Origin of the sequence: Thalassospira profundimaris WP0211 (assembly GCF_000300275.1) — a bacterium.
GTDB classification, from domain to species: domain Bacteria; phylum Pseudomonadota; class Alphaproteobacteria; order Rhodospirillales; family Thalassospiraceae; genus Thalassospira; species Thalassospira profundimaris.
Map to the genome: position 1 here is coordinate 47,153 of NZ_AMRN01000002.1, position 17,495 is coordinate 64,647.

15 protein-coding genes and 2 riboswitches are annotated in these 17,495 nt (G+C 55.1%); of the genes, 8 read left to right on the forward strand and 7 right to left on the reverse strand.

Annotated features, from left to right (window positions below):
* Positions 1-55: 55 nt before the first annotated feature.
* The 4 genes from TH2_RS04325 to ispH form a co-directional block, all read right to left on the reverse strand.
* On the reverse strand, positions 56-2,416 hold the full coding sequence (locus TH2_RS04325) for a putative bifunctional diguanylate cyclase/phosphodiesterase (RefSeq protein ID WP_008889181.1): 2,361 nt from the start codon (positions 2,414-2,416) through the stop codon (positions 56-58).
* Between the two features lie 268 nt (positions 2,417-2,684).
* The gene (rnhA, locus tag TH2_RS04330; RefSeq protein WP_008889182.1) at positions 2,685-3,134 is read right to left on the reverse strand and encodes a ribonuclease HI; all 450 of its coding nucleotides are present in this window, start codon (positions 3,132-3,134) and stop codon (positions 2,685-2,687) included.
* Between the two features lie 25 nt (positions 3,135-3,159).
* Positions 3,160-4,128: a homoserine kinase gene (locus tag TH2_RS04335; RefSeq protein WP_008889183.1), complete on the reverse strand. Its 969-nt coding sequence runs from the start codon at positions 4,126-4,128 to the stop codon at positions 3,160-3,162.
* 45 nt (positions 4,129-4,173) lie between these two features.
* Positions 4,174-5,121 carry a 4-hydroxy-3-methylbut-2-enyl diphosphate reductase gene (gene ispH, locus TH2_RS04340; protein ID WP_008889184.1) on the reverse strand — a complete coding sequence of 316 codons (948 nt, stop codon included), beginning with the start codon at positions 5,119-5,121 and terminating at the stop codon, positions 4,174-4,176.
* A gap of 256 nt (positions 5,122-5,377) precedes the next feature.
* On the opposite strand from ispH, the gene TH2_RS04345 reads away from it, so the two are divergent.
* From TH2_RS04345 to TH2_RS04375, 7 genes are all read left to right on the forward strand, one after another.
* Positions 5,378-5,935 (forward strand): hypothetical protein, encoded by a 558-nt coding sequence (locus TH2_RS04345; RefSeq protein WP_008889185.1) that lies wholly within the window; start codon positions 5,378-5,380, stop codon positions 5,933-5,935.
* 103 nt (positions 5,936-6,038) lie between these two features.
* Positions 6,039-6,137, forward strand: a riboswitch (glycine riboswitch).
* 3 nt (positions 6,138-6,140) lie between these two features.
* A riboswitch (glycine riboswitch) is annotated at positions 6,141-6,248 on the forward strand.
* Positions 6,249-6,307: 59 nt separating this feature from the next.
* Entirely contained in the window at positions 6,308-7,420 is a 1,113-nt protein-coding gene (gcvT, locus tag TH2_RS04350) for a glycine cleavage system aminomethyltransferase GcvT (protein ID WP_040822683.1), read from the forward strand.
* Between the two features lie 74 nt (positions 7,421-7,494).
* On the forward strand, positions 7,495-7,866 hold the full coding sequence (gene gcvH / locus TH2_RS04355; protein ID WP_008889187.1) for a glycine cleavage system protein GcvH: 372 nt from the start codon (positions 7,495-7,497) through the stop codon (positions 7,864-7,866).
* Between the two features lie 3 nt (positions 7,867-7,869).
* Positions 7,870-9,225 (forward strand): aminomethyl-transferring glycine dehydrogenase subunit GcvPA, encoded by a 1,356-nt coding sequence (gene gcvPA / locus TH2_RS04360; protein WP_008889188.1) that lies wholly within the window; start codon positions 7,870-7,872, stop codon positions 9,223-9,225.
* Positions 9,222-10,718, forward strand: coding sequence for an aminomethyl-transferring glycine dehydrogenase subunit GcvPB (gene gcvPB / locus TH2_RS04365; protein WP_008889189.1), 1,497 nt, complete (start codon positions 9,222-9,224; stop codon positions 10,716-10,718). The genes gcvPA and gcvPB overlap by 4 nt, the downstream gene beginning before the upstream one ends.
* A 202-nt stretch (positions 10,719-10,920) precedes the next feature.
* The gene (locus TH2_RS04370; RefSeq protein WP_008889190.1) at positions 10,921-11,832 is read left to right on the forward strand and encodes a protein phosphatase CheZ; all 912 of its coding nucleotides are present in this window, start codon (positions 10,921-10,923) and stop codon (positions 11,830-11,832) included.
* A gap of 210 nt (positions 11,833-12,042) precedes the next feature.
* Positions 12,043-12,447, forward strand: a complete 405-nt coding sequence (locus tag TH2_RS04375) for a hypothetical protein (RefSeq protein WP_040822685.1) — start codon at positions 12,043-12,045, stop codon at positions 12,445-12,447.
* 89 nt (positions 12,448-12,536) lie between these two features.
* Here TH2_RS04375 and TH2_RS04380 read toward each other — a convergent pair whose 3' ends face one another.
* Both TH2_RS04380 and TH2_RS04385 read right to left on the reverse strand, forming a co-directional pair.
* Positions 12,537-13,016 (reverse strand): peroxiredoxin, encoded by a 480-nt coding sequence (locus TH2_RS04380; protein WP_008889192.1) that lies wholly within the window; start codon positions 13,014-13,016, stop codon positions 12,537-12,539.
* A gap of 215 nt (positions 13,017-13,231) precedes the next feature.
* Entirely contained in the window at positions 13,232-15,439 is a 2,208-nt protein-coding gene (locus TH2_RS04385; protein ID WP_008889193.1) for a protein-disulfide reductase DsbD family protein, read from the reverse strand.
* Positions 15,440-15,759: 320 nt separating this feature from the next.
* Here TH2_RS04385 and TH2_RS04390 point away from each other — a divergent pair, with 320 nt between their 5' ends.
* On the forward strand, positions 15,760-16,338 hold the full coding sequence (locus TH2_RS04390; protein WP_008889194.1) for a YqgE/AlgH family protein: 579 nt from the start codon (positions 15,760-15,762) through the stop codon (positions 16,336-16,338).
* An 87-nt stretch (positions 16,339-16,425) separates the two neighbouring features.
* On the opposite strand, the gene TH2_RS04395 is transcribed toward TH2_RS04390, so the two are convergent.
* Positions 16,426-17,211 carry a hypothetical protein gene (locus TH2_RS04395; RefSeq protein WP_008889195.1) on the reverse strand — a complete coding sequence of 262 codons (786 nt, stop codon included), beginning with the start codon at positions 17,209-17,211 and terminating at the stop codon, positions 16,426-16,428.
* Positions 17,212-17,495: the final 284 nt, after the last annotated feature.

The window sequence follows — 17,495 nt, forward strand, 5'->3', positions numbered from 1 at the left end:
AAACCGGTCGGACCCCATAACGGGTGCGACCGGTTTGTTTTGGGATGTGCCCGGATCAGGATTTGGCTGAGACAGTTTCCTGTTCGGTGCCATGCCGCTCGTTGACCCAACTTTCGAAGGTCGAGGCGGGCAATGGTTTGGAGAACAGGAAGCCCTGGATAAAGTCGCAGCCCTTTTCCTGCAGATAGACAAGCTGTTCGACTTCTTCCACGCCCTCGGCAACGACTTCGAGATTGAGGCTGTGACCCAAGCCGATGACCGCATCGACAATGGCCTTGTCATCGACATCGACATGGATGTCGTTCACGAATGAACGGTCGATCTTGATCGAGGTCACCGGGAACCGTTTGAGATAGTTCAGCGACGAATAGCCGGTGCCGAAATCATCAATCGCGATCAGAACACCAAGTTCCTTGAGTTCCTTGAGCGTCGAGACCGCCTTTTCCGGGTTGTTCATCAGAATGGATTCGGTGATTTCAAGTTCCAGCGTGCCATGCGGCAGGGCGGTTTCCTTGACGATTTTGGTCACACTATCAACCAGTTCGGCATCCTGGAACTGGGCCGGGGACAGGTTGACGGCAATCCGAAGATCGGAAAGGGATGAGTCGCGCCAGATGCGTGTCTGACGGCAGGCCTTTTCAAGAACCCATGCTCCCAGACGGTTGATCAGGCCGCATTCCTCGGCAACGGAAATGAATTCGCCCGGCAGGATCAGGCCGCGTTCCGGGTGATGCCAGCGCACAAGCGCCTCGGCACCGACAACACGTTCGGTGCGGCAATCGATTTTCGGCTGATAGTAAAGTTCGAGCTGATCATGTTCGAGCGCGTTGCGCAGATCTTCCTCGATGGTTTTGCGTTCTTTGACCCGTTCGTGCATCGACGGCAGGAAGAAGCGGTAATTGTTGCGCCCTTCGGCCTTGGCGGCATACATCGCCATGTCGGCGTTCTTGACCAGTTGTTCGGGGTTTTCGCCGTCTTCCGGGAACAGGGTGATGCCGACACTGGCCGTCGAATGCAGGCGGATGCCGCGGCAATCAAATGGCTGGCAGAGTTCATCAATGATGCGCTGGGCAAGGGCGATGGTGTCTTCGATGTTCTGGACATCGGTCTGGATGATTGCGAATTCATCGCCACCAAGGCGGGCGGCGGTATCCGAATCCCGGATGATGCGCGACAGACGCTGCCCCATTTCCTGGATCATCAGATCGCCAACATCGTGGCCGAAGTGGTCGTTGATATCCTTGAACCGGTCAAGGTCGACAAACAGAACCGTCACGCCGCGCTGGAAACGACGGGCCGACAGTAGAGCCTGACGCAGACGGTCAAGGAACAGGGTGCGGTTCGGCAGGCTGGTCAGAACGTCATGGACCGCAAGGTGACGCATGCGCGCTTCGGTCTGTTTACGTTCGGTAATATCGGTGTAGGTCGCAACATAACCGCCGCCCGGCATCGGGTTGTGATCAACCTGAATGACGCGGCCATTCGGGCGGGTACGTTCCATGCGATAGGGTTCACGACGACGGGCAATCGCAACACGGTCGGAAATCAGGGCCTGAATGCTGACATCGCCATATTCGCCGCGTTCGCCGTTATAGCGCAGGATATCGGAAAGCGGGGTGCCTTCCTTGACCAGATCGCGCGGCAGGTTCAGCAATTCGATATAGCGTTCGTTCCAGACCATCAGGTTCAGGTCCTGATCGAACAGACAGATGCCCTGGCCGATATTGTGAAGGGTTGCTTCCAGCAGGGCCTGTTTGCGCTGGGCTTCTTCCTGCGCCTGACCCTGAAGGGCGACCATTTCATTATATTCGCGGATCAGAAGACCGAGTTCGTCCGAGCTGTTCCATTCCACCGGACGGCGCAGGCGGCCGTGCTTGGTCATTCGAATGGAATGCAGCAACCGGTTGAGCGGTTCCTTGATCGAGCGTTTGTTGGCGATCAGAAGGCTTGCGGCCACGACCGAGATCAAAAGCCCGAACAGGATCATGTCGATCGCAATACGGCGGAACAGCAAATCCTGAACACGTGCGTCGGTGAAGTAAATCACCAGTTCGCCAACGTCATGGCGCACGTTGTTGCGTTCGAAATAGACACGGCGCGAAAGTCGAAGCGTGTCGGTCAGTTCGGATTGCGATACGCCGGTATGGGCAAATTCGGTGCCGTCTGCGCCCAGTGCCTGCACGGCGACGATGTCGCGATCACGCGCCATGGCGTTGAGGGCAGATTCAATATTGTCGACGTCGAGATACCAGAAAGGTGTGGCCAGAACGCGGGCATTAATGTCGGCGGTCTGTTCGACTTTGCCATTCAGGTCGTCGCGCAGCACCTTGTAGCTGACATAGCCAAAGACGATGAAAAGGGCGAGCGAGAACAGCGAAACAAGCGGCAATGCGATAAACAGCAGCCGACTGCTCAAGGACTTTCGTTGTAAAAACCCGTACGATCCGCGTGACAAGCGTTCTCTCCCTGACACCCACTTTAGGCTAGTCGAATATAATGTACTCGACCTTTGTATGGGTGCCAACACCCCCTTGAATTAGTCTCAAGTCAAACCGCAACTTGATGAAAACGCAAGTTTGATTTCGTTAAACATTCAATTATCTGACACAAGCCAGCAAAGCTATTTATCTTGTAGCGAAGTCCCTCAGCTTCAAGCAGTTTTCCCGATAACCGCGAAAAATTCGTTATCGCGGCACAGCTTGTCGGGCCAATTCGTCGCATCTTTCGTTTTCCGGGTGACCGGCATGACCCTTGACCCAATGCCACTCAACCTTATGCGGTTCAAGGGCTTGCAGCAAACGTTGCCATAATTCCACATTCTTGACCGGCTTTTTATCGGCGGTTTTCCAGCCACGTTTCTGCCAGCCGAAAATCCATTTGGTAATGCCGTCGCGGACATAGCTGCTGTCGGTGTAGATATCGATGACACAGGGACGTTTCAGGGCCTCCAGCGCGCTAATGGCGGCCATCATTTCCATACGATTGTTGGTGGTTTCCGGATCGCCGCCCGACATTTCCTTTTCGACACCCTTGAAGCGCAAAATTGCACCCCAGCCACCGGGGCCGGGATTGCCGCTGCACGCGCCGTCTGTGTAAATCTCGACGCGGTTATCGTCACCGTTACTTGAAGTCATATTGTCGTGTTCCCCGCCTTTGTGCCTAATCCAGGCCATAGGCTGTTGCGTTTTCCACACGTTGGTGGAACCGCAATTTGTTGATGTATTCGCGCGGGTTCTTCGGGGTGACCAGCGCATCCTTGGGGGTGTTCACCCAGTCATACAGCCGTGTCAGAAGGAACCGAAGACTTGCGCCGCGCGCCAGAATGGGCAGGGCGGCCTTTTCGACGTCCGAAAGCGGACGGACCTTGCTGTAATGCGACAGAAGGTTTTTGGCCTTGGTCACATTGAAGCTGTTATCGGGTTCAAAGCACCAGGCATTCATGCAGATGGCAACGTCGTAGCAAAACAGGTCATTGCACGCGAAATAGAAGTCAATCAGCCCGGAAACGGCTTCCTTGTTCGGAAAGAAGAAGACGTTATCGGGGAACAGATCCGCATGAATGACCCCCTTGGGAAGGGCGTGCGGCCAGTTTTCTTCAAGAAATGCGAGTTCTTCGCCAATCATTTTGCCAAGGCCGGGTTCGACATCGTCTGCATGTTCCGCGCAGCTGTCGAAAAGCGAACGCCATCCCTTGATGCTCAGCGCATTTGGCAGGTGCATTTCGAAGTCCTGACCGGCTGAATGCAACTCGGCCAGTGCGGCGCCAACCCCGGCACAGTGATGAGGTTGAATGCGCCTGGGAGACATGCCTTGCAGGAAGGATGTGATGGCGGCCGGGCGACCACACAGCCGTCGCAGGGCAACACCGTCCTTGCCGTGGATCGGGGTCGGGCAATTCAGGCCCTTGGCCGACAAGTGATCCATCAGACCAAGATAGAAGGGCAAATCATCGGGATTTACCCGCTTCTCATACAGGGTGAGGATATAAGGCGCCTTTGTCGTCTGAAGCAGGAAGTTGGTGTTTTCGACGCCTTCTGCGATCCCCTTGAACGACACCACGTCACCGATATCGTATTCGGCCACAAAGCGGGAAATATCTTCGTCTGAAACGTCGGTGTAGACGGCCATGAGTTCTATCGTCGTCCTGATCTTAAAATAAGCATGTCCGCAGACCTAGCTGGCAAGCTGACGCGGAAGTTTGAAAGTGACATTTTCGTTGGTCAGCGTGATTGTCTCGACCGTCACGTCAAAGCGTTCGCGGCAGGCATCAATGACTTCCTCGACCAGGATTTCAGGTGCCGATGCACCGGCAGTGATGCCAAGGCTTGAAATACCGTCAAGCTTGGACCAGTCGATATCCTTTGCACGTTCGACCAGAACCGACCGTGTGCAGCCTTCGCGTTTGGCGACTTCGACCAAGCGGTTGGAGTTCGACGAGTTTGGCGCGCCAAGGACCAGAATGGCATCGGCCTTTTCCGCAATCAGTTTGACCGCATGCTGGCGGTTGGTCGTGGCGTAGCAGATGTCTTCCTTTTTCGGCACCGCGATTGACGGGAAACGCCGTTGCAGGATTTCTATGATCTTGGCGGTGTCATCAAGTGACAAGGTCGTCTGGGTCACGAAGGCCAGATTTTCCGGATCGCTGATTTCGATGGTTTCGGCGTCTTCCTCGGTCTCGACCAGGGTCATGCTGCCGGGGGGTAACTGGCCCATCGTGCCGATGACTTCGGGATGACCGGCATGACCAATCAGAAGAATATGTTTGCCATCGGCGTGATGACGTTCCGCCCCGCGATGGACTTTGGAGACCAGCGGGCAGGTCGCATCAAGATATTCAAGTTTGCGGGTTTCGGCCGCCTCGGGCACGGATTTCGGGACACCATGGGCCGAAAAGATCACTGGTACGCCATCGGGAACGGCATCAAGTTCGTCAACGAAAACGGCACCCATATCGCGCAGGCGATTAACCACGAATTTGTTATGCACGATTTCGTGGCGGACATAGACCGGTGCGCCATATTTTTCGAGTGCCTTTTCGACGATCTCGATGGCGCGATCAACCCCCGCGCAGAAACCGCGCGGATTGGCAAGAACGATCCGAAGGCTGGCTTTGTCAGACATGATACAGGTCCGGCTTTCCCAATTGCGTGCGGGCGTTGCCGACGCATTTTTCAAACATTGACGTTACATAACCTGCCTGATCATGCGGTGCAATGACTCTGGGGTAAATGGTCGTTGCGGGTTGGCCGAATTTTTGACGTTTTACACGGCCCAAGGCCGTTCAAGCGGGTTGTGCCGACATCCGCGACAGAATAGACTGCGCGCGGGCCGGTCGTCGCGATGCGGCCCGAAAACATTTGGTTTGATAGAGGCTTGGATGACAATCGGTAACGGACTTCGGCGCGTTTATGCATTGGGTATGGTCTCGCTTGGTGGATTGCTAAGCGCATGCGGCGGTGGCAACCCGTTCGAAGAACAGCCGGTCCCGGTTTGTCCGGCGGCCTATCTGCCAAAGGATACCGCAAAACTTGTCCAGTTCAGTGGTGCTGGCCGCGACCTGACCGATGTGATCGTCGAAGCCGAATTTACCGGATACCTTGGTGATTGCGGCTATGACCTTGATGACAAGGAACTTGATGTCATCATCAGTCCGATCATTACCGCCGAGCTTGGACCGGCAGCCCAGAACCGTAACGTTCAATTTAAATATTTCGTCGCCCTGCGTGACCCGAACGGCGCCTTCATTCAGAAATCGGTGTTTGACGTTAATATGGCGTTTGCCGACAATCTGAACATGGCACGTATCCGTGACGAACAGGTGACCCTGTCGGTGCCGCTGGACGATGTCTGGACCGGTCCGGATTACGAAATCTATCTTGGTTTCCAGCTGAGCGCGGATCAACTTGAGTATAATCGCCGGTTTGGAACCGATTGATTTTATTCGGGTTTGGCCATCTGAGACGCGGCAGGCCGATCATGCCCGAAAAATAGGGGCTGGTCGGTTTGCGCGGAAACCCGTATAACAGAAACATACCCAAATGATGCACGTGGGAGAGGCCGCAGTCCTGATCGGATGAGCGGACGCCGAAGGAGCAACCACCCCGGAAACTCTCAGGCAACAGGACCGCGTGGAGATGGGACTCTGGAAAGCAGGTGACCTGAATTTCTGATCAGGAACACCTCGCCGAAGATGTAAGCAGACCGGCTTCCTACCCCGGATGTGATTCTTTCAGGCTCCAAAGACAGAGGGGGAATGTGGTTGGCCACTGGTCGGCTATATTTCGCAACGATTGTCTTGGAGAACCTGATGGCGGATCAAGAATCCGAACTTCTAAAAACTGCCCTTTATGATTTGCATGTGGAACTCGGTGCCAAAATGGTACCGTTCGCGGGCTATGCCATGCCTGTGCAATATCCGCTTGGTGTGAAGGGCGAACATCTTCATACCCGTGCGAAGGCAGGCCTGTTTGATGTGTCCCATATGGGGCAGGTGCGTTTGACCGGCGAGAACCGCGTGGCGGAGCTTGAAAAGCTTGTGCCCGGTGATATTGCCATCCTCAAACCCGGTCGCACCCGCTATTCCGCATTTACCCAGGACGACGGCACGATCCTTGACGATCTGATGATTACCAATGCGGGCGACAGCCTGTTTCTGGTGATCAATGCGGCCTGCAAGGACGATGATATCGTTCATATGCGTGCCAATCTTGGTGACGGTGTATCGCTTGAAGAAATCGATGACCGGGCGCTTCTCGCACTTCAGGGCCCGGATGCGGCCAAGGTTCTGGCGCGCTTTGCACCATCGGTTGCCGATCTGAAATTCATGAGCTTTGCCGAAATCGACATCGCTGGCAGTCCGTGCTTTGTGACCCGTTCGGGTTACACCGGCGAAGACGGCTTTGAGATTTCCGTACCCAACGCCGATGCCGAGGCGCTTGCACGCAAGCTGCTGGCCGAGGACGAGGTCGAGGCGATTGGCCTTGGCGCACGTGACTCACTGCGCCTCGAAGCGGGCCTTTGCCTGTATGGCAATGACATTGATACCACCACGACCCCGGTTGAAGGGGATCTGAACTGGATCATCAACAAACGTCGCCGGGCCGAGGGTGGCTTCAAGGGCGCGGATGTGATCCTTGATCAGCTTGAACACGGTGCGGATCGCAAACGTGTCGGCATCAAGCCCGAAGGCAAGGCACCGGCACGCGAACACACCCAGATTTTGAACGCGGATGGCGAAGAAATCGGCGAGATCACCTCGGGCGGGTTTGGCCCGACCGTCGATGGCCCGATTGCCATGGGGTATGTCGCAATTGAATTTGCCGAACCGGGTACCAAGGTCGATCTTATGGTGCGCGGCAAGGCGCGCCCGGCCGAGGTGGTCGAACTTCCGTTCGCGCCGCATCGTTATTTCCGCGGTTGAGAACCAGAATTTATCATAGAGAGAGCGGCGCTACGCTGCATTGGCACTGAATTGATCAACAGGGACAATGGAAGATGACTAAGAAATTTTCGCAGGAACATGAATGGATCGAGCTTGAAGACGGTGTGGCAACCGTTGGCATCACCGATTACGCGCAGCAGTCGCTGGGCGATATCGTTTATGTCGAGCTGCCGGAAGTTGGCAAGAAACTGACCAAGGATGGCGACGCCGCGGTTGTTGAATCGGTCAAGGCCGCCAGTGACGTCTACGCCCCGCTGGATGGTGAAATTGTCGAGGTCAACGAAGAGCTTGATGACAATCCTGCACTGGTCAATGAAGCCCCGGAATCTGATGGCTGGTTCTTTAGAATGACACTGACCGATGAATCCCAGCTTGATGAGCTGATGGATGAAGCTGCCTACAAAGACTTCGTCGAAGGCCTTTAAAACATGCGTTATCTCCCACTGACACGCGCTGATCGTGCTGCGATGCTTGATACCATCGGGGCATCATCGGTTGATGAACTTTATTGTGATGTGCCCGACGGCGCGTTGCTTGATGCACCTGTTGATTTGCCATCCCACCTTGGCGAAATGCAGGTCGAACGCGATATGATGGCCTTGGCCGCCAAAAACATGGGCGCATCGAGCGTGCCCAGTTTCCTGGGCGCGGGTGCCTATCGCCACCATGTTCCGGCGACGGTTGATTACGTGATCCAGCGCGGTGAGTTTCTGACCGCCTATACCCCGTATCAGCCAGAAATCGCGCAAGGGACACTGCAATACCTGTTTGAATTCCAGACCCAGGTTGCCTCGATCACCGGGATGGATGTTGCCAACGCGTCGATGTGGGATGGTGCGACATCCTGCGCCGAAGCGGTTCTGATGGCCTGCCGTGCGACCCGTCGCAAGAAGGCGGTTCTTTCGGGTGGTCTGCACCCGCATTACCGCGAAGTGACCGAAACCTATTGCCAGTATAGCGACACCGAAGTTGCCGGGCGCGATGGGCATCCGGAACATCAGGCAACTGCCGAAGAACTCAACGATCTGATTGATGATCAGACCGCCTGTGTTGTCGTGCAGTACCCGGACGTCTTTGGCCGCATTCAGGATCACACCCAACTGGCCGATCTTTGCCATGCCAAGGGTGCGCTTCTGGTGGTGGTCTTTACCGAGGCGGTGGCGTTTGGCGCGGTGAAATCACCGGGCAGCTTTGGCGCAGACATCGTTTGCGGCGAAGGCCAGTCGATCGGTAATGCGCTGAACTATGGTGGGCCGTATGTCGGTCTGTTTGCCACCACGCAAAAGCTCGTGCGTCAGATGCCGGGCCGCCTGTGTGGTGAAACGGTTGATCAGGACGGCAAACGTGGTTTTGTTCTGACGCTGTCGACCCGCGAACAGCATATCCGCCGTGAAAAGGCGACCTCGAACATCTGCACCAACTCGGGCCTGTGTTCGTTGGCCTTTACGGTGCATATGAGCCTGCTGGGTGAAGACGGTTATCGCCGTTTGGCGACATTGAACCATGAAAATGCCTGCAAGGCGGCGGACGCGATTGATGCCGTTGATGGGGCGTCGGTGGTCAATGACAGCTTCTTTAACGAATTCACCGTGAAGCTTTCCAAGCCGGCCGCCGAAGTGGTTGAAGCGCTGGTTGCCAAGGGCGTCCTTGCCGGTGTGCCGCTGTCGCGTCTGTATCCGAACCGTTCGGATCTGGATAAGTACCTGTTGGTTGCGGTCACCGAAACCAACACGGACGAGGATATCGCGGCGCTTGCGTCCGCATTGAAGGAGGCGCTGGCATGACCTTTACAACCCATACCGGCAACCGTGGACTTGTTCTTGAAGAACAGCTGATTTTCGAGCAGGGCCAGCCCGGCCGTACCGGCGTTGATTTGCCGGAACCAAAGGGCACCAAATCGCGCCTCGGTGGTCTTGACCGTGATAGCGACGTTGGTCTTCCGGGGCTTTCGGAGCCGCAAGTCGTGCGTCACTTCACGCGCCTGTCGCAGAAGAACTATGGCATTGATGCCGGTTTCTTCCCGCTGGGTTCGTGCACGATGAAGCATAACCCGCGCCTGAACGAAAAAGTCGCCCGTCTGCCCGGTCTTGCCGATCTGCATCCGATGCAGCCCGAAAGCACCGTTCAGGGTGCGTTGGAACTGATTGATCAGTGTGCGCATTGGCTTCTGGTTCTGACCGGCATGCCGGCGGTTTCCATGTCCCCGGCAGCGGGTGCACAGGGTGAGCTTTGCGGCATGATGGCCATTCGTGCGGCCCTTGACGCACGCGGTGAAAACCGTCGTCGTGTACTGGTGCCGGAATCAGCCCACGGGACCAACCCGGCAACGGCAGCAGCCTGTGGCTTTACAGTTGATTCGATCCCCGCGACCGAGGATGGCCGGGTTGATCTGGCGGCGTTTGAAGCCAAGCTTGGCGACGATGTGGCTGGCATCATGCTGACCAACCCGAATACCTGCGGTTTGTTTGAACGTGATGTCCGCAAGATTGCCGATCTGGTGCATGAGGCGGGCGGGTATTTCTATTGCGATGGTGCGAACTTCAACGCCATTGTTGGTCGGGTGCGCCCGGCGGACCTTGGCATTGATGCGATGCATATCAACCTGCACAAGACGTTCTCGACCCCGCATGGCGGCGGTGGACCGGGTTCAGGACCCGTTGTCTTTTCCGAGGCACTGGCACCGTTTGCCCCGATCCCGTATGTCGTGAAAAAGGGTGATGGTTTCCATCTGGTCGAAACCGCAGACGAAGAAGACGGCATGAAGCCGTTTGGCCGTCTGAAGGGCTTCCATGGTCAGATGGGCATGTTTATTCGTGCGCTGACCTATATGAAAAGCCATGGTGCAGATGGCCTGCGTCAGGCATCGGGTGATGCAGTGCTGAATGCCAACTATCTGCTTGCGCGTCTTAAGGACAAGCTCAGTGTCGCCTTCCCGGGCTATTGCATGCATGAAGCCCTGTTTGACGACGGCTTCCTGAAAGATACCGGGGTTTCGACGCTGGATCTGGCCAAGGCAATCATCGACGAAGGGTTCCACCCGATGACGATGTATTTCCCGCTGGTGGTTCATGGGGCGTTGCTGATCGAACCGACCGAAACCGAAACCAAGGAATCGATTGATCAGTTCTGTGATGCGATTCTGTCGCTTGTGGCCAAGGCCGAGTCGGGCGATGCAGAATTCTTCAAGAATGCACCGTACCTGACCCCGCGCAGACGCCTTGATGAAACGGCGGCTGCCCGTAAGCCGGTTTTGCGCTGGAAGCCTGAAACAGCTTGATAACCAACGCAACCTGACCTTTTGGTGCACCCCGGTCTTTTGGCCGGGGTGTTCTTTTTCAAAGACTTGGACTTGAAACCCATTGGACTTGTCGCAATCTGCACCCTTATACTTGCCGTAATAGTAATGAACGCCGTCAAAATGGTGCGTTTGGGGATTTAGTGATCGGACGTATGTCCGTTCCGGAGGGTTAAAGTCAGTTATGTCTCGTCGCGTGCAAAAAGTATTCACTGCCGAACGTCGTCTTAAAGAACGCACCGGTGGTGTTGTTGAGGATTGGTCTGACTCCTTTTTTGACCCGACGCTGGAAAGCGGCATGGGGGCGGGGGAACCGATGCAGGCATCCTTGCCGGCAGCGACGAGTGCCCCGGAAACATCCGGTATTACCCAGGCTGTTCTTGATGAAATCAGAGCCCTGCGTGGTGAAGTTTCACAACTGCGTCAGGCGGTGGCAGCCGGTGGTGTTCCGGCCAGTGATGTCGCCACCCCGTTTGCATCAAACGATGCGCCTATGGATGAATTGCCCGAACCGGTTTCAAGTAACCCAAGTCACTCCAATCGCCCGGGGGCGGCAGAGCCCGACCGTGACGATCTGGAACTGATCCGCACCCAGATCGCGGAAATGAACGAGCACATCCACAGGGCCAAGGTTCAGATTGCGTCGCTGCGCCATCCAAAGGCACAGGATGACCGGCTGGTAAGTGCGACCTCGGAACTTGATGCCATCGTCAAGGATACCGAAATGGCAACCCATACCATTCTGGAATCCGCCGAGCAGATTGACGATCTGACGATGACGCTCAAAAACTCGGCGCCGAGCGATTTTGTCGCCGATCACGTCGAACAGATAGCTTTCATCGTTACCAAGATTTTTGAAGCCTGTAACTTCCAGGATATTACCGGACAGCGCATCAACAAGGTTGTCAGAACGCTTGAGTTCGTTGAAGAGCGCGTCCACAACATGATCTCGATCTGGGGTGAAGATGCGTTTGCCGAATTGCCGGTTCCTGAGGTCGAGGAAGAATCACGCCCCGAGGATGCAGACCTTCTGAATGGTCCGCAGCTCGAAGGGGAAGGCATCAGCCAGGACGATATCGATAAGTTGTTCGAATAATTCGAAAAATGCTTGGTTTTGTGCTGTGATTTAAGGTAGTAGCGTGAGCTATATCTTCTTGGCAAAGAGCGCTGAAGGCGTTTTCGCCCAGTCTTTTGTCAATCAAAAGTTTACATATGTAGGGTAAGTTCTTACCTATAAGAATAAGAAGCTATGTTGGGATGCGTGTGACATACGGTTGCACGCGTTTTGGCGTGCTTGGAGGTTAATATGGGATTTTGGTCTCTCGGTGCTATTCGCCAGCCAAAGGCACAAGATATAAAATGGCGAAAAAGCCCACGTGGGGAGTACTACCGCCTGTTCATGATCGACGATATTTCAGAGCTTAGCCTGGATGGGGTCGGTGGCGTTTACTTGCTGTGGCATGGTGGCCTGAAGCCGTCTTGGCTGGTGGCTGGTGCAACAGAAGATCTTGGACACAGTTTTTCTGAACTGATGCGAGATCCGGATATTCGCGAATATGACACCCGTGGCGGGGTCTATATGAGCTGGTCGCCGATCAAAGACAGTTTCCGGGAAGGTGTTGTGCATTTCATTGCCAAGCACACCAACCCGACCTTTGAATGCGATTATGACAGCAAGGAAGACCCGATACCGGTTTTGCTTCCGCGCTGATCAGGCAATAATATTCCCTACATTCAAAGCAAAAAGCTCCGCAAATGATTGCGGAGCTTTAAGCGCTTTTTGCGGGAAAGTTTCCGGTTTTAAAGCTTTTTCAGAACAGCTTCGGCACTTGAAACTTCAAACGCGCCCGGTTCTTCGACGGCAATGTCGGTGACTTTGCCGTCTTCGACAATCATGGCGAAACGGTTGGCGCGCTTGCCAAGGCCGCGGCCGGTCAGGTCAAGTCCAAGCCCGGTTGCGTCGACAAACGCCAGATCCCCGTCCGAAAGCATGGTGACGTCGTTGGCCTTTTCCGCGTCGGCCCATGCCTGAAGGACAAAGGCATCGTTTGATGCAAGGCAGGCAATCTCATCGACACCTTTGGCTTTGATCTCATCGGCTTTGGCAACAAAGCCCGGAAGGTGTTTGGCCGAGCAGGTCGGGGTGAAGGCACCCGGTACGGCAAACAGGACAACTTTGCGACCTGCGAAGAATTCCTTGGAATTGACAGCTTCCGGACCGTCGCTGGTTGCGCGGAAAAGGGTAACTTCCGGGAGTTCGGAACCGACTGAAATGGTCATGGGTATCTCCGTTATTTGGCGCAATCCCGTTGACTGCGCGCTGGATCGCATGCCGGAATCAAACACCAAATCTGCTTGGCATTCAATGCTTTCACGCAGAGTTTTTAACAGGTTTCATCTGCCTGACTTCAATTGGCAGCAATTTCTGGCCTGTGTGCACCTTAACGCCTGCGCTGAGAGGAGCGGAAACACTGCGCGTTCCCAATCAGATGTGATCACTGAACGGAACTGGCAAGGCTTGCCGAACCGTTTGCATCTTCAAGCGCACCAAGAACCTCGTCCACACCGAGCAACTCTGAAAGCAAAATGCCATCCGGTGCCCCCGGACCAAATACCGCATTGAACGGAATGCCAAATCGGCCATAAGAGGCAAGGTAATCGGCAATTTTTTGATCCGGACGGGTCCAGTCGGCCTGCATCAGGACAACATCATCCTGCATCAATGCATTTCGGACGTCGGACTTTTCGAGAACCAGCTTTTTGTTGACCTGACAGGTCACACACCATTCGGCCGTAACATCGATCACGACCGTCTTTCCATCGGCAACCAAACGATCAATGGTTTCAGGTGCAAACGCCTGCCAGACAAGTGTGCCATTGTCCGATGATGCGCTTGGCGATGACGGCGGTTGTGAAAAGCCGGGCGCAAACAGTGCAACAAGGAAGCCCAGTACAGCCAGTGACGTAAAGGCAAAGCGTGGACGCAGGTTTGATGTGCGTTTGCGGGCCCAGATAAAGACGCAGCCCAAAATCAGGCCAAGCCCGACGGCAATCGCACCACCCATGCCGATCTGGACCGATAGAATACCCAGAAGCCAGATCGCCGTGCCGATCAGGGCAAGACCCAGAACAACTTTGACGCCATTCATCCAGCGGCCCGGTTTGGGCAGGATATGTGCCACACGCGGTTGGATGGCGATGGCAAAATACGGTAGCGCCAAGCCAATCCCCAGCAAGGTGAAGATCCAGAAGATATCAAACACACTGCCTGCCAGCGCAAAACCAACCGCCGTGCCAAGGAACGGGGCAGAGCAGGGGGTTGCCAGCAAGGTGGCAAACATGCCGGTCAGGAAGTTGCTGCTGATATGGTGGCCGTGGCTTTCGCTGCGTGTGATGGCGTCATTTGCCGCGTTGCCAAGCTGATCCGGGCCGGAAATTTCAAACAGCCCCCACATATTCAGCGCAAACAGGGCGAGGATGATCGTCATAACCGTCAGGAACAGCGGTTGCTGGAACTGAATGCCCCAGCCAATGGTGCCCCCGGCCAGTTTGATGCCGACCAGAACAGCGGCAATCAGCCAGAAGGATGTAATGATCCCGGCGGCACTGGCAAGGAAACCGATGCGTACCCGGTTAATGTCCTGTTCGCGGGCTTTAAGGGCTGACATAATCTTGATCGACAGGACCGGCAACACACATGGCATGACATTCAGGATCAGGCCGCCAAGCAGGGCGAACAATCCGATCATCGCGAAACTCATGCCTGCCGTTGCGCCCGCGCTGGATGCTGTGCTTATGGCTGCGTTGCCATCGCCGACAACAAGGTTTTGCTCAACAGAAAGCGGACCTGCAATGACGGTGACGGTGACTGGCTGATCTTTCAGTGTCTGGTCTTCGGCCAAGCCCATGACGGTCAGATCGAAATACTGAACATCCTCGTTGCTGCCCGTCGCGGTCGTTTGCGGTTCGGGCAGACCGAAACCTGCACGCAGGTCGCTTTCAATCAGGATGTCGTCAATGTCGACCCCGGCATCATCAAGGCCGCGAACACCCAGACGCAGGCTGTGTGTTTCGCCCTGGTTGATGCTGGAAATACTGGTGACTTCGATGGGAAGGCCGGTGCCGCGCAGCGGCACCTTGGAAACAAATTTTTCGATCTGGTGGGCGTGATTGCTGGCGATCGATGTGCCTGCACCAGCGGAGGCACTGGCGGGGATATCAAGATCAAAGCTGGCATTTGCCGGAATGCAGATGTCGCTGCACACCAGATAATCGACATCAAGGCGGATCGCGACCGGTTGGGCCGGATCGGGGATCGCAACATCAATCGGCAGAATGATGTGATCCTTGTAGCCGAATGTTTCGAGGCCAAAGATCGAAAAGCGGTGAGGGGCCGGCCAAAGGATGTTTGCGTCGCCGACATTTTCGGACCCGGTCCAATCAAGTTGCGGCGGGAAACCGGCATCGCCTGCGCTGCGCCAGTAAATCTTCCAGTCGGGTTGCAGTTCGTATTCAAGACCAAGACGGAGTGTCTGTTTGCCGCCGGTTTCGGTTTGCGCACTGATCAGGCGAACTGACGCGAAGTCCTCATCGACCCAGTCGGTTGCCATATCCGATGCCGCCAGTGCAACAGAACTTGCACCGATGGATGACAGGCAGATGGCAATTAAAAAAGCCAAGCGGGTGATAAGGTGGCGGAGCACGTGTTGTTCCTTAAGCACGAAAAACCGATTTGCGCAGTGTGGGCCAAACTTGTGGCACAGAAGAGGCGTAATTCCAGTCCCCGTTCAAATCAAGCCACGACTGTGTGAACGCCCTATCACTAGCACATGCAGGCAGGGGCTTGTCCTGATCCAACGCAAAACGAGATGGATCCATTGCCATGGCAGTGCGTTCCTATCTACATGAGGTATATGGCAATCCGGAATGTCAAACGACAAAAAACACGGTTTTCCGGGTTCTTGATGGAAATGGGCAGGTATTCGCGCTAGGCTCTGTGAAACAGGATAAAGAGAGTTGCGACATGGCAGAAGGTATAGGCACGGGTGATTATCTCGGCGGCAAGCTGTTGGTAGCGATGCCGGGCATGCGTGATCCGCGCTTTTCGCAAAGTGTGGTCTATATCTGTGCGCATAACAAAGACGGTGCGATGGGGCTGGTGATCAACCGCCTGATCGACAGCATCACTTTCCCGGAATTGCTTGAACAGCTTGGCATTGCGCGCCCGGCACCGACCATCGAAGACATTCAGGTCCATTTCGGTGGACCGGTTGAAAGCAGCCGTGGCTTTGTTCTGCACTCGACCGATTTCTCGAACGAGGCGACCCTTCATGTTGATCGTGGCGTGTCGGTGACAGCGACGGTTGATATTCTTGAACAGATTGCCGTCGGCGAAGGTCCGCAAAGCCGCATTCTTGCCCTTGGCTATGCCGGATGGCGCAGCGGGCAGCTTGAAAGTGAAATCCTTGCCAATGGCTGGCTTCACGTCGACGCCGATGCGGATCTGCTGTTTGATACCGATTGCGAAGACAAGTGGGAGCAGGCGTTTTCACGGCTTGGCTTTGCGCCGGAACTGCTTTCGGGTGAAGCCGGACACGCTTAAGGCGTTCTATCCCGAGACCTTCAGAACCCGTCAAAAGAAAAGCCTGCCAATCTGGCAGGCTTTTGCATTTCGGACAGTCGTGATCGATCAATCAAACAGGGCGTCGATTTCTTCCTGTGAGAAGATCTGGTCGACTTCATCCTGAGACACACGATTGGCATTCTGCGGTGCCTTGGTGACGGTTTTGTCCAGGTTGTCGAGGCCTTTGGGGTCTGGCGGCAGGTCAAAGTCGCCAAAGTCATCCTCACCCCAGATTTCGATCACGCGGTTCACGCGTTCCTCGATATACTTCATGGTGTTGACGACCTTGGTAATCCGCTGCCCGGTCAGATCCTGGAAGTTACAGGATTCAAAGACTTTCACCACAAGTTCGACAATGTCATCGGCCAGCCCTTGTGTGTAGTCATCCGGGGCGGCGGAACGGATATTGTGGGCAACCGCGTCAATCTTTTCGACGGTTTCAAGGATGCTGGCAGTCGCATCCTCAGTTGCGGCGACGACAGAATCAAGTTCACCCTTTACGATATTAAGACGCGTGCCGCTGTCATCTTCGGGCGCGGTGTATAGGGCTGCGATTTCGCGTTTTGTTTCCTGAATGGAATTGGCAAGGGCGCGAACTTCGTTTTTGACCAGGCGCAGTTCATTGCGGGCGTCGGCCTGTTCGTCGTCTTCCGGGTCGATTGCCTTGTTCGCCTTTTTCTGCTCTTCGATCATCACGCGGATGTCGGTAAGCAGTTCAAGCTTGAGATCTTCAATCGCGGTATGCAGGCTCGAAATGTCGGCACCGCCGACAGAGCCATTCGCATCAGTCGGCATGTCGGTCGGCAAGGCGACCATGTCGCTCATGGTTTCGAGTTTATTGAGCAACCGCATTTCCGCGGTAAATAGTCTTTTACTTCCTGAGCGTGCCATAGACGAACCTCTGTCTTTGAACCGTCTGCATCGGGCAGCAACCTGTCTGGTTGCGGTGCACGGAACATCGGGAATGCATACGTTTTGGTAGAATAGTCGGCAAAGCTGATATATCCAACCGAATTTCTATCCGTGATATTGGGGAAAAGTCCGCTCAATTAAAGGGTTCGGATAGTATTTTTGCATTTGGTTTCTTACGGCCTGCCTCACGCCAGTATCCGAATCGTTGGCAAAATCGATCCTGG

Bases quoted from the DNA above. Each gene is read 5' to 3' on its own strand.
- TH2_RS04335 (WP_008889183.1), bottom strand. From the start codon at position 4,128: ATGGCCGTCTACACCGACGTTTCAGACGAAGATATTTCCCGCTTTGTG.
- gcvPB (WP_008889189.1), top strand. From the start codon at position 9,222: ATGACCTTTACAACCCATACCGGCAACCGTGGACTTGTTCTTGAAGAA.
- gcvPA (WP_008889188.1), top strand. From the start codon at position 7,870: ATGCGTTATCTCCCACTGACACGCGCTGATCGTGCTGCGATGCTTGAT.
- TH2_RS04390 (WP_008889194.1), top strand. From the start codon at position 15,760: ATGGCAGAAGGTATAGGCACGGGTGATTATCTCGGCGGCAAGCTGTTG.
- ispH (WP_008889184.1), bottom strand. From the start codon at position 5,121: ATGTCTGACAAAGCCAGCCTTCGGATCGTTCTTGCCAATCCGCGCGGT.
- TH2_RS04345 (WP_008889185.1), top strand. From the start codon at position 5,378: ATGACAATCGGTAACGGACTTCGGCGCGTTTATGCATTGGGTATGGTC.
- gcvT (WP_040822683.1), top strand. From the start codon at position 6,308: ATGGCGGATCAAGAATCCGAACTTCTAAAAACTGCCCTTTATGATTTG.
- gcvH (WP_008889187.1), top strand. From the start codon at position 7,495: ATGACTAAGAAATTTTCGCAGGAACATGAATGGATCGAGCTTGAAGAC.
- TH2_RS04370 (WP_008889190.1), top strand. From the start codon at position 10,921: ATGTCTCGTCGCGTGCAAAAAGTATTCACTGCCGAACGTCGTCTTAAA.
- TH2_RS04395 (WP_008889195.1), bottom strand. From the start codon at position 17,211: ATGCGGTTGCTCAATAAACTCGAAACCATGAGCGACATGGTCGCCTTG.
- TH2_RS04380 (WP_008889192.1), bottom strand. From the start codon at position 13,016: ATGACCATTTCAGTCGGTTCCGAACTCCCGGAAGTTACCCTTTTCCGC.
- rnhA (WP_008889182.1), bottom strand. From the start codon at position 3,134: ATGACTTCAAGTAACGGTGACGATAACCGCGTCGAGATTTACACAGAC.
- TH2_RS04375 (WP_040822685.1), top strand. From the start codon at position 12,043: ATGGGATTTTGGTCTCTCGGTGCTATTCGCCAGCCAAAGGCACAAGAT.